General features: G+C 63.0%; 14 protein-coding genes. 10 read left to right on the top strand and 4 right to left on the bottom strand.

Translation table 11 applies throughout. From position 1 onward, the window contains the following. Positions 1-104: 104 nt before the first annotated feature. Entirely contained in the window at positions 105-2,978 is a 2,874-nt protein-coding gene (locus tag ACE2AA_RS12455; protein WP_141301794.1) for a 2-oxoglutarate dehydrogenase E1 component, read from the bottom strand. A 346-nt stretch (positions 2,979-3,324) separates the two neighbouring features. Continuing rightward, on the bottom strand, positions 3,325-4,527 hold the full coding sequence (gene zapE / locus ACE2AA_RS12450; RefSeq protein WP_141261723.1) for a cell division protein ZapE: 1,203 nt from the start codon (positions 4,525-4,527) through the stop codon (positions 3,325-3,327). A 120-nt stretch (positions 4,528-4,647) separates the two neighbouring features. Between zapE and ACE2AA_RS12445 the strand changes: the two genes are divergently transcribed. The 4 genes from ACE2AA_RS12445 (at position 4,648) to ACE2AA_RS12430 (ending at position 6,743) form a co-directional block, all read left to right on the top strand. Then, positions 4,648-4,986: a carboxymuconolactone decarboxylase family protein gene (locus ACE2AA_RS12445; protein ID WP_395369977.1), complete on the top strand. Its 339-nt coding sequence runs from the start codon at positions 4,648-4,650 to the stop codon at positions 4,984-4,986. Between the two features lie 79 nt (positions 4,987-5,065). Beyond that, on the top strand, positions 5,066-5,710 hold the full coding sequence (locus ACE2AA_RS12440; RefSeq protein WP_141261721.1) for a 2OG-Fe(II) oxygenase: 645 nt from the start codon (positions 5,066-5,068) through the stop codon (positions 5,708-5,710). Positions 5,711-5,797: 87 nt separating this feature from the next. Further along, a complete protein-coding gene (locus tag ACE2AA_RS12435) occupies positions 5,798-6,148 on the top strand; it encodes a hypothetical protein (protein WP_141261720.1) in 351 nt (116 codons plus the stop codon). 61 nt (positions 6,149-6,209) lie between these two features. Beyond that, entirely contained in the window at positions 6,210-6,743 is a 534-nt protein-coding gene (locus ACE2AA_RS12430; RefSeq protein WP_141301792.1) for a Spy/CpxP family protein refolding chaperone, read from the top strand. 123 nt (positions 6,744-6,866) lie between these two features. Here ACE2AA_RS12430 and zwf read toward each other — a convergent pair whose 3' ends face one another. Beyond that, positions 6,867-8,390, bottom strand: a complete 1,524-nt coding sequence (gene zwf, locus ACE2AA_RS12425) for a glucose-6-phosphate dehydrogenase (RefSeq protein ID WP_141301790.1) — start codon at positions 8,388-8,390, stop codon at positions 6,867-6,869. 285 nt (positions 8,391-8,675) lie between these two features. On the opposite strand from zwf, the gene ACE2AA_RS12420 reads away from it, so the two are divergent. From ACE2AA_RS12420 to ACE2AA_RS12395, 6 genes are all read left to right on the top strand, one after another. Next, complete coding sequence (locus ACE2AA_RS12420) at positions 8,676-9,695, top strand: aspartate-semialdehyde dehydrogenase (RefSeq protein WP_395369975.1); 1,020 nt, start codon at positions 8,676-8,678, stop codon at positions 9,693-9,695. A 253-nt stretch (positions 9,696-9,948) separates the two neighbouring features. Next, entirely contained in the window at positions 9,949-10,341 is a 393-nt protein-coding gene (sdhC, locus tag ACE2AA_RS12415) for a succinate dehydrogenase, cytochrome b556 subunit (RefSeq protein ID WP_010514767.1), read from the top strand. 2 nt (positions 10,342-10,343) lie between these two features. Further along, positions 10,344-10,775 (top strand): succinate dehydrogenase, hydrophobic membrane anchor protein, encoded by a 432-nt coding sequence (gene sdhD / locus ACE2AA_RS12410; RefSeq protein ID WP_141261716.1) that lies wholly within the window; start codon positions 10,344-10,346, stop codon positions 10,773-10,775. Between the two features lie 97 nt (positions 10,776-10,872). Next, positions 10,873-12,684 (top strand): succinate dehydrogenase flavoprotein subunit, encoded by a 1,812-nt coding sequence (sdhA, locus tag ACE2AA_RS12405; RefSeq protein WP_395369972.1) that lies wholly within the window; start codon positions 10,873-10,875, stop codon positions 12,682-12,684. Between the two features lie 26 nt (positions 12,685-12,710). Then, a complete protein-coding gene (locus ACE2AA_RS12400) occupies positions 12,711-13,493 on the top strand; it encodes a succinate dehydrogenase iron-sulfur subunit (protein ID WP_010509197.1) in 783 nt (260 codons plus the stop codon). 95 nt (positions 13,494-13,588) lie between these two features. Further along, positions 13,589-14,251, top strand: coding sequence for a fused DSP-PTPase phosphatase/NAD kinase-like protein (locus tag ACE2AA_RS12395; protein WP_141261714.1), 663 nt, complete (start codon positions 13,589-13,591; stop codon positions 14,249-14,251). 8 nt (positions 14,252-14,259) lie between these two features. Here the strand turns inward: ACE2AA_RS12395 and ACE2AA_RS12390 are convergent, their stop codons facing one another. Beyond that, positions 14,260-14,709, bottom strand: coding sequence for a helix-turn-helix domain-containing protein (locus ACE2AA_RS12390; protein WP_141301788.1), 450 nt, complete (start codon positions 14,707-14,709; stop codon positions 14,260-14,262). Positions 14,710-14,738: the final 29 nt, after the last annotated feature.

Here is a 14,738-nt window from a genome sequence, read left to right as displayed (position 1 = left end):
GGCCACCCTGGCACCCCAATCGCGCGCCCGGGCGGCCTTATCGTTATTCAGGGGAACGGCCGGAACGCCGTTCCCGTATCCTTTATGTGTAAAGCCCGTGGCCCTCAGGCGCTGACACCCAGCGCCCTGTTCACCAGCGCCGTCTGCTCGGCGACATGAACCTTCGCAAGACCCGTGGCGGGACTGGCCGCTGCCACGCGCCCGACATAGGTCGGCCGTGTGCTCTTGTGGTTCACGGAAGTCAGCACGCCTTCGATCAGACGATCGACAAAGTTCCACCCACCCATGTTTTCCGGCTCTTCCTGACACCAGATCACCTTGGCCTGCGCGTAGCGGGCCAGTTCTTCCGCCAGCATCTTTTCGGGGAAGGGATAGAACTGTTCCAGCCGGATGATGGCGACGTTATCCAGTTTGCGTTCACGGCGTTCAGCCAGCAGGTCGTAATAGACCTTGCCCGAACAGATCACCACGCGGTCTACCTTGGCGGGGGCCGCGATCTGGTCGATTTCACCAATCACCGGCAGGAAGCGCGTGCCCGGACCGAAATCCTTCAGTTCAGAGACCGCCAGCTTGTGACGCAGCAGGGATTTCGGCGTCATGATGATCAGCGGCTTACGGTAATCAAGGAACAGCTGGCGACGCAGGGCGTGGAAGTAGTTGGCCGGCGTAGTCAGGTTGCAAACGCGCATGTTGTTTTCGGCGCAGAGCTGGAGATAACGCTCCAGACGGGCGGAGGAATGTTCCGGCCCCTGCCCTTCGTACCCGTGTGGCAGCAGCATGACCAGACCGGACATGCGCAGCCACTTGGTCTCACCTGATGCGATGAACTGGTCTATGATGACCTGCGCGCCGTTGGCGAAGTCACCGAACTGCGCTTCCCACAGCACCAGCGCGTTCGGATCGGCCAGCGAGTAGCCGTATTCGAACCCGAGCACACCGAATTCGGACAGCAGCGAGTTGTAGATCTCGATCGCGGCCTGATCCTTGGCGATGTTGTTCAGCGGCACATAGGTATTCTGGTTGATCTGGTCGATCAGCACCGCATGACGCTGGCTGAAGGTGCCGCGCTGGCAGTCCTCACCCGACAGGCGGACATGGTGCTTGTCCAGCAGCAGCGTGCCGAAGCCAAGCGCCTCACCCGTAGCCCAGTCGATGCCCCCGCCCGTCTCGAACATCTTCGCCTTGGCCTTGAGCTGGCGGACGATCTTGGAATTGGCGTTGAAGTCATCGGGCACATGCGCCAGCGCCGCACCCACTTCCTTCAGCCGGTCAATGGCGACACCTGTTTCCGGTGCGGGACGGGTGGCGTCCACCGGCGGCGGCTTCAGCCCCTGCCATGCGCCTTCCAGCCAGTCCGCCTTGTTGGGCTTGTAACCCTGTGCCGCCTGATAGGCTTCTTCCAGCCTGTTGTGGAAACCATCCCATTCGGCCGTGACCTCCGCCTCGGTCACGACACCCTCGCGCACAAGGCGGTCGGAATACAGCGTGCGAATGGTCGGGCGCGCGGCAATGGCCTTGTACATGGTGGGCTGGGTGAATGACGGCTCATCGGACTCGTTATGGCCGTGACGGCGGTAGCCCACGATATCCAGCACCACATCGGATGCGAACTTCTGGCGGAACTCGGCCGCAAGACGCGAACAGTAGATCACCGCTTCCGGCTCGTCGCCGTTTACATGCAGGATCGGGGCCTGCACCGCCTTGGCCACATCCGTGCAGTACAGACCAGAAAAGGAATGAACCGATACGGTGGTGAAGCCGATCTGGTTGTTGACCACGACGTGGATCGTGCCGCCGGTGCGGTAGCCGATCAGCTGCGACATGGCCAGCGTTTCATACACGATGCCCTGACCGGCAAACGCCGCGTCGCCATGCAGCAGCAGGCCCATGTGGCGGCCACGCTGCTGGGGGTCGTCATCATCCTGCGTCGCGCGGACCTTGCCGATCACGACCGGGTCCACCGCCTCAAGGTGCGAGGGGTTGGGCTGAAGCGAGATATGGACCGGGGTCCCGCCAATCTCGACATCGGTGGAGGTGCCGAGATGGTATTTCACATCGCCCGACCCCTGCACGTCATCAGGCTTGAAGGACGCACCGGCGAATTCGCTGAAAATGGCGGTGTAGGGCTTGCGCACGATGTTGACCAGCGTGTTCAGGCGCCCACGATGCGGCATGCCGATGGCGACCGAACGCACGCCGCCAGCTGCCGCCTGATCGATGATCGCATGCAGCGCGGGGATGGTCACGTCCTCGCCCTCAAGACCGAAGCGCTTGGTGCCGACGTAACGCTTCTGGCAGAAGGACTCGAACCCTTCCGCTTCGGTCAGCTGCTGCAGGATGACCTTTTTCTGCTCGGGGCTTGCGCCCTTGCGCCAGTTGTCACCTTCCAGCCGCGCCTGCACCCACATGCGCTGCTCGGGGTCCTGGATGTGCATGAATTCCGCGCCGATCGGCCCGCAATAGACAGCACGCAGGGCGTCAAGCACCTGGTTGATGGTCGCGGTATCGGTCCCGATCAGGCTGGCGACGATGTGACCAAGGTAGATCGGACGATCAAGATCCCTGGGGCCAAAGCCATAGGTGGCCGGGTCAAGGTCGGCATGGGGCTGGGGCACCTGCAGGCCCAGCGGGTCCAGACGGGCCTCAAGGTGGCCACGCACGCGGAACGCACGGATCAGCTGGGTTGCGCGCAGGCTGTCATCAGCCGCGGCCCGCAGCCCTTCGGCCGTAACACCCGCCGCCTTGCCATTCGGCAGGGGTGCGGGTTCGTCACCGGTGATGATATGCGGCCGTGGCGCCCACGACGCCCCTTCCGCATCATGAACGATTTCCGGGCCATCCTCATGCAGTTCCTGGAACAGGGAGGCAAAGGAAGGATCGACGCTGTTGGGATCGGCCACCCAGCGCGCATACAATTCAGCCAGATAGGCTGTATTGGCGCCACTGAATGCGGTCGAAAGAATATCTACGCCCGCCATATTGAAGACATCTCCTCGCTGGCGGCCTTTTTTGGCCGCGCTATTGTCGGGTCCGGCCTGTAACTTTCACCGGCCCGATTTGTATCGCTACCCTAGCCGCACCCATGCCGGGATGCCGCCATCATTCATCAGGATCAGGTCTGCTTGCCGCGCATACTGACATTTTCGTGCCTGTCCCCGGTCGGGGGAAACCTGCATGCAAAACATCCCTATCCGTGGCGTTCGTCCCGGCTGATGCGAACTTGCCCATACCCAAGCAAAGACAGTCCGGCTTGCCTACCGCCTGACCAGTCACACCACCGCCATAACCGTCACGATGGCGTGACCCCGTCACCCATTTCCCCCTTTATGCGTTCAGGTGCGGCAGCTGCATGTAGGCGGCACTCTGCATCTCTTCCAGACGGGACGCCGTGCGCTCGAACGCGGTCGCGCCCTGCCCCTTGGCGTAAATGGCGTCGGGCCTGTCCTCGGCGGAGGCGAACAGCTTGACGTTCTGTTCGTACAGCGTGTCGATCAGGACAATGAAGCGTCGGGCCTCGTCAAAATTGTCTGGCCCCATGCGCGGCACCCCATCAAGGACAAGGTTGGGAAACCGCGTGGCCAGCGCCAGGTAGTCACCCGCGCCAAGCGGCCTGCCGCACAGATCGGCAAAGCTGAAGCGCGCGACGGGGCCTGCCGCCTGTTTCACCTTCAGGCTGCGGCCCATGATGTCCAGCGTGACCGGCACGACCGCCGCGCCGTCGGCCAGCCGGGTAAAGATCGAGTCGAGTTCGCGGCGCGCCGCATCATCAACGGGGATGATCCATGTCTGCATGCCGCGCGCGTTGCCCCGGCGGTAATCACGCGGGGAATCGAGGATGACGGTATCCACTTCCTTGAGCATCGTGGCGATGAACGGCTTGAAGGCATCAGCGCCGGGGCGGTCCTGGAACAGGTCCTCGGGCTTTGTATTGGATGTCGCCACCACCACCACGCCATCGGCGAACAGGTAGTCGAACAGACGGCCAAGGATCATGGCGTCTGCAATGTCATTGACCTGGAATTCGTCAAAGCACAGCAGCCACGCTTCCTGCGCGATCTGGCGTGCCAGCGGGGGGATGGGATCGGTCAGGCCGGGATTCGCCACCTTCATGTCATGCAGGCGCTGGTGCACGTCCTGCATGAAGCGGTGGAAATGGACCCGGCGTTTGTGCTCCACGGGCGCGAGACTGAAGAACAGGTCCATGAGCATGGTCTTGCCACGCCCCACCTGCCCCACCATGTAGACGCCGCGCGGACGCGGGGTTTCAGCCGGGGCATGTCCCGACAGACCCAGCCGCGCCTTCAGCCCGCCCAGCCAGCCCGAGACCGGTGGCGCGTGCTGCTGGACCACCGGATGGTAGTCACGCAGTTCCCGCCACAGGCGGTCGAGCCTGCGGGCGGCCTTTTCCTGTTCCGGGTCACGATCAAGACGGCCCGAGGCCACACGGGCCTCATAGGCGGCGAGGGGGCCGGTACCTGCGGGCAGCGCCGCAGCGGACGGGCGGGCGGGGGCGATATCTGTATCCATGATATTTCGGCGATAGTCCGTAACAAACCCCCCATCAAGGCCGTAAACTCTCCAAACTGTGTCATGACAGGGGTTCTCTCCATCTGGTGAACTGAAACCATCCAAAATGGAGAGTTTGTGATGACTGACTGGAACGCTTACCGCGCCCATCTGGGCGACTCTATCAAAGCCTTTGCCGCGCTGTCGCCCGACACGATCAAGGGACTCCAGACGCTGGACGAGGCCGCCGCGCGCACCGGCCATCTGGACGCCAAGACACGCGAACTGATCGCGCTGGCCGTGGCTGTGACCACGCGGTGCGACGGCTGCATATCCGTCCATTCCACAGCGGCGGTAAAGGCGGGTGCGACAAAAGCGGAAATTGCCGAGGCGCTGGGCGTGGCCGTCGCCCTGAACGCGGGCGCCGCCACGGTCTATTCCAGCCGGGTGCTGGACGCGGTGGACACGGTCAGCGGCTGATCCCCGTACACATGTCTTGCGGGGGGACGTGTCCGGGCTTAATCTGGGGGCCGTTTACTGAACCAGCTTGCAGGATGGCATGATCCAACCCGTCACCCCCGATTATGCGGCGCTGGAAGCGGCAGCGGTGTCCATCGCGCCATTCGCCCATGTGGTGGTGCCGCATTTCATCGGGCCGGATGACCTGCATGCCCTGGCGGCAAGTCTGCCCGATATCCGCTCCGGCGGGTCCTTCCCGCCCCAGGCCCTGACGCTGTCGCCCCTCATGGCGCAGCTGGTGCGGGAGCTGGAGGGGCCACGCCTGCGGAACCTGATCGCACGCAAATTCGCGCTGGATCTGGATACCGCGCCGACCATGCTGACACTGCGCGGACGCACGCGGGCGAAAGACGGGCGCATCCACCGCGATTCCGACAGCAAGCGCGTAACCGTCCTGCTGTACCTGAATGCTGCCGATGACGCGGCATGGTCACGGCACGAAGGTTGCCTGCGGCTGTTGCGCAACGCGCATGACCTTGAGGATTTCGCCGCCGAGATCCCGCCCGTCAACGGCACGTTGCTGGTCTTTCCCAACGGGCCGGACACATGGCATGGGCACCGGCAGTATGTCGGCCCACGCCATACCATCCAGCTGAATTACATGACCAATGATGCCCGCGCACGCAACGAACTGCGTCGTCACCGGTTATCCGCCCTGACAAAACGTCTGCCATGGGTTGCCTGACACATGGCCGGCCATCGTTTCGACACGGACATCGGTCATGATTGTCCCGTTATCCGCCTTCACGACATGTCGAGGTTCTCAAAGTCCATGCATCTGCGCAAACTTACCGCTTCCCTCCTGTCAGCCAGCCTTGCGCTGGGCATACTGGCAACAGCCGTACCGGCCGCGCAGGCCCAGCCATGGCATGGCGGCCCGCGTGGCGGACATCGTGGACCGCCGCCGCCCCCACCGCGCGGCGGTTATTATGGCGGCCACCGTGGTGGCGGCGGGGGTGCGGGGCTGGCCGTAGGCAGCGGCCTTGCCGGGCTTGCGGTTGGCGCCATGCTGGGAAGCACGCTGGCCGAACGTGGCGCAGCGGCCCCTCCGCCAGCCTATTATCCCACGCCCGCGCCGGCTGCCCCGCCGCCGGCCTATTACCCGTATGGTGGCGGTTACTGATAACCGCAGCCCTGACACATCCCACGCACACTGACACACACTGCGAAGGAAAACACACAACATGATGTTCCGTCGGTTCCTACCCGCTGCCGCCCTCCTGATGCTGCCCGCCATGGCCATGGCGGCTGACCAGCAGCCCGCGGCAGCCGCCCAGACAGAGGCAGGCAAGCCCAACCCGACAGCACCGCTGGCCCACACCCCGCGCGACCCTGAGCCGGAACAGGTGGAAGCGCACATCAAGGCGCTGCATGACGAACTGGGCATCACCAAGAAGCAGGAAGCCCTGTGGGCCCCCTTCGCACAGGACATGCGCGACAACGGGCAGCGCCTGCATGACGCGATCGAGGACCGCCGCGGCAAGCTGCCGACCCTGAACGCCGTGGAAAACATGCAGTCCTATGCCGAACTGGTGGTCGAGCGCGCCCATGACATGCAGACGCTGAACACCGCGTTCGCGTCGCTGTATGACAGCTTCTCCAAGAAGCAGCGCAAGCACGCCGATACCCTGTTCCGCGAGGGCGACAGCGAACACACCGCCGCACAGCAGGCCAAGGCCGCTGAAGCGCAGGGCAGCACGGCCACACCCGCGCAGTAACCCGCATCCCGTTACAGGGCAGGATCTGATTTCTGCCCCCTCCCGCCCGCAACTTCTGCGGGCGGCGTCTGGATACCGCGTCACGACAGGATCGTGACCGTATCCAGGCCCCGCCTGAAACCGTCAGGCGCGATCGAGCGGGTACCACGCCCGCCCGTCACGATGCAGCAGTTCATCCGCCCCACGGGGGCCTGTCGTGCCAGCTTCGTATAATTCCGGCCCCGCCGTATCCTTCGCCCATGCCTGCAGCACGGGATCCACGGCCTTCCATGCCGCCTCGATATTATCGGCGCGCTGGAACAGGGTTTCATCACCCATCAGGCAGTCATACAGCAGGGTTTCGTACCCGACATTAGGGGATTTGGCGAACACGTCCTCATACCGGAAGCGGGCCTGCACATCGGTCAGGTCCATTTCCGGTCCCGGCTTTTTCGCCCCCAGTTCCACCGTCAGCCCCTGGGCTGGCTGGATGTTGAGGATGATGCGGTTGGGGGGCAGTTCCTCCGTTTCGGTTTCACGGAACATAAGCATCGGCGGCTTGCGGAACTGCACCACGACCTCGGTCCGCCGTCCCCCCAGCCCCTTGCCGGTACGCAGGTAGAACGGCACCCCGGCCCAGCGCCAGTTATCCACATGCAGCTTCAGCGCCACATAGGTTTCGGTGTTGCTGTGCGGGGCGACGCCGGGGCTTTCACGATAGCCGACCATGGGTTTGCCCTCCACCGTGCCAGCTGCGTACTGCCCGCGCACGGCGTCTTTCGGGTCGATCGGGGTCACGGCCTCGAACAGCTGTTCCTTGGCGTTGCGCACGCTTTCGGCGTCGAACGTGTTGGGCGGTTCCATCGCCACCATGGCGAACAGCTGGAACAGGTGGTTGGGCACCATGTCACGCAGCGCGCCGGTCGGTTCGTAAAACGCACCGCGCTGTTCCACGCCGATGGTCTCGGCGGCGGTAATCTCGACATGATCGACATATTCGTTGCGCCACAACGGTTCGAATATCAGGTTGCCGAATCGCATGGCGAGAATGTTCTGCACCGTTTCCTTGCCCAGGAAGTGATCAATGCGGAAGACCTGCGACTCCTCCAGCACCGACAGCACCCGGCGGTTGAGTTCCTGCGCGGAAGCAAGGTCGGAGCCAAAGGGCTTTTCAATCACCACGCGGCGGAAGACACCTTCCTTCTGCGTCACCACCCCGGCCGTGCCCAGTGTTTCCACCACCGTGGCGAAAAACCGCGAGGGGATGGCAAGGTAGAAGATGGCGTTACCCGGCAGTTTCGCACCAAGCTGGCGCAGGGCGTCCGCATCACTGAAATCGGCCTGCACGTATTCCAGGCGCTGCGCCAGCCAGTCCCACTGCTGCGCGTTGATGCTGGCAGGATGGAATTCGGCGTTGGGATCACGGGTGAAGGACTGCATCATGTCGGCCAGCCCGTCGCGCCACTGCGCGGTCGTGCTGTCCACGCGGTCTACGCCGATGATGCGGAAGCCGTCATCCAGCAGCCCGTTGCCCACCAGATTGTACAGCGCAGGCATGAGCAGCCGCTTGGTCAGATCCCCATGCGCCCCGAAAATGACCAAGGTGCATGGTGGCGCCCTGCGCGCGCCGGGGGGCATGGTTTTGGAAGTATCGGATGATAAGGCCATGATCTCTCTAACCGTTCTTGCCTGCGCCCTGTACCGGGACGGGTGGCCGCTGGGGCCTGCCCGGTATGGCGCGATGGGCCAAGCGTGCACCCGGCACGCGGAAACGGACAAGACCTATCACCGCATGGGACATGCCACCTTGACCTTACCCCCGATTCGATTCCCGGTTCCGCATGGTCCGTGCTGCTTGCGCCTTTGGCATACAGGCTCTACGTGTCGTTACAGTTACGGCTAACGGCCCGTCCGCCCGGACGGGACCGGCATGACAGGACAGGATGGAAGATTATGGGTTACCGCGTTGCGGTGGTGGGCGCCACCGGCGCTGTGGGGCGCGAGATCCTCAAGACTCTGGCCGAGCGTCAGTTCCCTGTGGATGAAATCGTGGCCCTTGCGTCCGCCCGTTCGGCGGGCAAGGAAGTCTCCTTTGGCGACAAGAAGGTACTGAAGGTCCAGAACCTTGAAACCTTCGACTTTACCGGCTGGGATGTCGCCCTTTTCTCCCCCGGTGGGGCGGTTTCGGCCGTACATGCGCCGCGGGCCGCGAAAGCGGGCTGCATCGTGATTGACAACACCTCCCACTTCCGCATGGAGCCGGACGTGCCGCTGGTGGTGCCCGAGGTCAATCCCAACGATGTGAAGAAGGCGAAGCGCGGCATCATCGCCAACCCCAACTGCTCGACCATCCAGATGGTGGTGGCCCTCAAGCCGCTGCATGACCTGTTCACAATCAAGCGCGTTGTGGTCGCTACCTACCAGGCCGTGGCCGGTGCGGGCAAAAGCGGCATGGACGAACTGTTCAACCAGTCGCGTGGCAGCCTGGTGGGCGACCCGCTGAAGGCCGAGCAGTTCACCAAGCAGATCGCGTTCAACTGCATTCCCCATATCGACCGTTTCATGGATGACGGCGCGACCAAGGAAGAGTGGAAGATGACGGTCGAGACCCGCAAGATCCTCGACCCCGACATCGCGGTCTTCGCCACCTGTGTGCGTGTTCCCGTGTTTATTGGCCATGCCGAGGCCATCAGCGTGGAATTCGAGGAACCCGTTGATATCAAACGCGCCCGCGAAGCCCTGCGTGAAGCGCCGGGCGTGGTGTTGCATGACAGGCGCGAGGATGGCGGCTACGCCACCCCGCTTGAAGTCGTGGGTGAGGACGCGACCTACGTCTCGCGCCTGCGCATCGACCCGACCGTGCCCAATGGACTCGGCTTCTGGTGCGTTGCCGACAACCTGCGCAAGGGGGCGGCGCTGAACGCGGTCCAGATCGCGGAAACGATGGTCGCACTCGACCTGCTCGGGCACTGACCGGCTGGCCACAGGGCAGGCATGAATGGCGGTGTAGCGGGGCTGTACCGCCATGTAGCAGAGATCAGGTCTCTCAACCTCGTGTTCCGGGCGTGCGTTGACCCCGCCTTCCGTGCGGCGTAGGACCGAATTCAGACAAGGCGACGGAACAAACCGAAGCCATAACAGGGAAATTGACGAGACGACCATGCAGGATGTCCGTGATGCGCTCTATGTAGGGCAGCGAAGCGACGGAACTCTGACCAGGCGGCCTATGTCCCCACACCTCCAGGTCTACCGCTTCCGTCTTTCCATGTTCCTTTCAATCGCGAACCGCGCTGCCGGTGTCGCCGCTGCTGGCGGTTCGGCACTTGGCCTGTGCTGGATCAGCGCGGCGGCAAAGGGACCAAAATCTTTCAGCAAGGTCCAGAAGGTGACCGGCAACCCGCTGGGGCAGATGCTGCTCGCGGGGTGGGCGCTGGCGCTGGTCTATCACTTCGTGGCGGGGATACGCCACCTGGTGTGGGATAGCGGCTATCGCTTCTCCAAAAAGGAAATCAACGAGGATGGCCCCGTGGCCGTGGGCGTGACAGTGGGCACCACGCTGGCGCTGGTGGCCGGTATCCTTGGTGTCGCGATCTGTCGTTCCCGCAAGAAGGCGTCCTGACCATGAGCAATCCAAAGAAGCCGCATGTCACGGTCATGCGCTCGCAGCTGTCGCGCGCGCGGGGCCTGGGTTCGGGGCAGGCCGGTGTTGGCCACTGGTGGGCGGAACGCGCATCGGCGGTGGCCCTTGTGCCGCTGTCGGGCTGGTTCGTGATCCAGGTGTTCCGCCTGGCTGGCGCATCGCAGCCGGAAGTGGCGAAGTGGGGCGCACGCCCGCTGAACACCACCATGATGCTGTCGCTGGTGATCCTGACCTTCTACCACACCCAGCTTGGGCTGCAGGTCATCATTGATGACTACGTGCATGGCAAGGCGCACCTGCCTGCGGGCCTGCTGATGAAGGGGATCGTCTTCCTTCTGGGTCTGTTCGGCACGGTTTCCGTACTGAAGCTGGCGCTGGCCGGTAGCAGCCGGGGCAGGATTGCCGCGGGCTGAGGCCCACGCAATCGCCTGAGCAGAACATGACATTCGCGGACCGGCGGGCCGCAATACTGGCCGGCCGTCCGAACGAGCATCGGGACACGTCCAAGAAATGAACGCGACCACTTCACCACTCACCGGCTCCTACAGGATCGTTGACCACGCATATGACGTGGTTGTCGTAGGCGCTGGTGGCTCCGGCCTCCGGGCCACGCTGGGCATGGGGGCTGCCGGCCTCAAGACCGCCTGCGTGACCAAGGTTTTCCCCACACGCAGCCATACCGTCGCCGCACAGGGCGGCATTGGCGCATCGCTTGGCAACATGGCCGAGGATAACTGGCGCTGGCACATGTACGATACCGTCAAGGGATCGGACTGGCTGGGCGATCAGGACGCCATCGAATACATGTGCCGCGAAGCCGTGCCCGCCGTGCAGGAACTCGAGCACATGGGTGTGCCCTTTTCCCGCACGGAAGACGGCAAGATCTACCAGCGCCCCTTTGGCGGACACATGCGCAACTATGGCGAGGCCCCGGTGCCCCGCGCCTGCGCCGCCGCCGACCGCACGGGCCATGCCATCCTGCACACGCTGTACCAGCAGTGCCTGAAGCATAACGTCGAATTCTTTGTCGAATATTTCGCCATCGACCTGATCATGGATGACGATGGCGCATGCCGTGGCGTCATGGCATGGTGCCTGGAAGACGGCACGCTGCACCGTTTCCGCGCGCAGAAAGTCGTGCTGGCGACCGGCGGTTATGGCCGCGCCTACCATTCGTGCACCTCGGCGCATACCTGCACGGGTGATGGCGGTGGCATGGCGATCCGCGCGGGCATCCCGATGCAGGACATGGAATTCGTGCAGTTCCACCCCACCGGTATCTTCCCCGCGGGCTGCCTGCTGACGGAAGGCTGCCGTGGCGAAGGTGGCTACCTGACCAATTCCGAAGGCGAGCGCTTCATGGAACGCTACGCCCCCACGGCCAAGGACCTGGCGTCGCGCGACGTGGTCTCGCGCGCCATGACCATCGAAATCAACGAAGGTCGCGGCTGTGGTCCGGAAAAGAACTACATCATGCTCCACCTCGAGCATCTTGGCCCCGAGATCCTGCATGAACGCCTGCCCGGCATTTCGGAAACGGCGCGCATCTTTGCCGGTATCGACGTGACCAAGGAGCCGGTGCCGGTGCTGCCGACGGTGCATTACAACATGGGCGGCATTCCCACCAATTACCATGGCGAGGTCATCCGCCCCACGGCCGATGATGTCGATGCGGTGGTACCCGGCCTTATGGCTGTGGGTGAAGCGGCCTGCGTATCCGTGCATGGCGCAAACCGCCTTGGCACCAACTCGCTGCTTGACCTTGTGGTGTTTGGCCGCGCCGCCGCCCAGCGTGCCGCCGCCACCATCAAGAGCGAGGAAGTGATCCCGCCGCTGCCCGAAGGGGCGGGTGACGCCGCGATCGCACGCTTCGACCGCCTGCGTTACGCCAAGGGCAAGACCCATGTGGCCGACATGCGCAGCAAGCTGCAGCGCACCATGCAGAAGCACGCCGCCGTGTTCCGCAACACCGAAAGCCTTGCGCAGGGTGTGGAAAAGATCAGAGAAATCTGGTCGGAAATTCCCGATATTTCGATCAACGACCGTTCGCTGATCTGGAACAGCGACCTTATGGAAGCGCTGGAGTTCGAGAACCTGCTGGCCAATGCCACCGTCACCATGGCGGGTGCAGACGCCCGTCACGAAAGCCGCGGCGCCCAGGCGCATGACGACTATCCCGACCGTGACGACAAGAACTGGATGAAGCACACCGTCGCCCACATGACCGACACGGGCGATGTCACGCTAAGCTACCGCCCCGTGCACATGAAAACGCTGACCAACGATGTGCAGGTCTTCCCCCCCAAGAAGCGCGTCTACTGACGTAACGGCGGAAAAGGAACGAGACGATGGTCGAATTCAGGCTGCCAAAGAACAGCACGGTGGGCAAGGGCCGCATTTTCACCGCCGCCCCCGGCGCCACCAATGTCAAGAACTTCCGGATCTATCGCTGGAGCCCGGACGATGACAAGAACCCCGTGGTCGATACCTACGAGATTGATCTGGACAAAATCGGGCCGATGGTGCTCGACGCGCTTATCCATATCAAGAACGATGTCGACTCCACCCTGACCTTCCGGCGTTCGTGCCGTGAAGGAATCTGCGGGTCGTGCGCGATGAACATCGCAGGCGAAAACACGCTGGCGTGCCTCAAGCCCATTCGGGACATTGAGGGTGACATCGCAATCTACCCGCTGCCGCACATGCCGGTCATCAAGGATCTGGTGCCCGATCTGGACGGTGCGTACGCGCAGCTGCGCTCGATTGATCCGTGGCTGAAATCCGACACGCTGCCGCCGCCGGATTCCGAACGCCGCCAGAGCATTGAGGAACGTGCCGAGCTGGATGGCATGTGGGAGTGCATCCTGTGCTTCTGCTGCTCCACTTCGTGCCCGTCCTACTGGTGGAATGGCGACCGCTACCTTGGGCCGGCAACGCTGCTGGCGGCCTATCGCTGGATTGCCGACAGCCGTGACGAACATGCGGGCGACCGTCTGGACGCGCTGGAAGATCCGCTCAAGCTGTATGCCTGCCGCACGATCATGAACTGTACCCAGACCTGCCCCAAGGGCCTGAACCCCGCCAAGGCGATTGGCCGGATCAAGGAACTGCAGCTGGAACGCAAGGCGTAACGGACAGTCACCTCATTCGTGATTGACGCGAAAGGCGCTGGATGTGAAAAATCCAGCGCCTTTTTCATATCCACCCGTTTGAAAGGACATGGCTGGTGTTTGAGGGAAACCTGTCCACCCCTGCCGGCCGGAGCCGTGCGTGGATCGACAGCCTGTTCGTGGACCATGCGATCCTGCGGCAGACATGGACCAATTTCCGCGTGGTCATTCCCGGCCGTGTCTATCGCTGCAACCACCCCACGCCATGGCGGCTGCGGCTTGCCACCCGCCGCTACGGATTGAAAACACTGGTCAACCTGCGCGGGCACCGCCAGTGCGGGTCGGATGCCCTGTCGCGTGAAGCCGCCCATAAGATCGGGCTGATCCATATCGACATGGCGTTCGAAAGCCGCAATGCCCCGCACAAGGATCGTATTGAACGATTTGCGCGGCTGTACCGCGACATCCGCTTTCCCATGCTCATGCACTGCAAATCGGGTGCCGATCGCACGGGACTAGCAGCGGGACTTGTTATCCTGTTCGAAGGGGGGACGGCGCAACAGGCGCTGCGCCAGCTTTCATGGAAAAACGGCCATTTCAACAGTTCACGCACCGGGGTTCTGGATGCCTTCTTCCTGCGTTACGCAGCGGAGGCCGAAGGACGACTGCCCTTCATGGACTGGGTCCGCACGGAATATGATGAAGACCGCCTGCGCACGGATTTCCGTGCCGGAAAAATCGCATCCTTCATGACCGATCAGGTGCTCAGGCGGGAATAACCAGCCGTTCAGGACGCGCCCATGGACCGGACAAGATCAAGGACGCGACGGCGGGTGCCACTGTCCTCGATCCCGTAATAGGCCCGGACCAGTTCAATGGTTTCGCGACGTGCCAGCAGGGCCAGGTCATCCTGCGCCACCGTAGGCAATGCAGGCGACAGCAGGCTGGCGGTGGGTTCGGCCATGCCCTGCGCATTGCCTGTATCGGGCTGGTCTGCGTCACTGGCCTGCGTGGGCAGATCCGCGAAAAAAAATCCTACCGGAACATCCAGGACGCATGCCAGGTCGTACAGACGTGATGCCCCCACCCGGTTACGCCCGCGTTCATACTTCTGCACCTGCTGGAATGTCAGCCCCAGGGCATTACCCAATCGTTCCTGTGACATACCCAGCAATGTGCGACGCAGGCGGATACGGTTGCCGACATGCACATCTACAGGATTGGACGTAGCGGACATTTTCCCCGTCACAATAATGGTCTTACCTT

This window comes from Komagataeibacter diospyri (assembly GCF_043995075.1).
GTDB classification, from domain to species: Bacteria; Pseudomonadota; Alphaproteobacteria; order Acetobacterales; family Acetobacteraceae; genus Komagataeibacter; species Komagataeibacter diospyri.
Note: the sequence above shows the minus strand (reverse complement) of the source record. Positions and strands in the feature narration are given on the sequence as shown.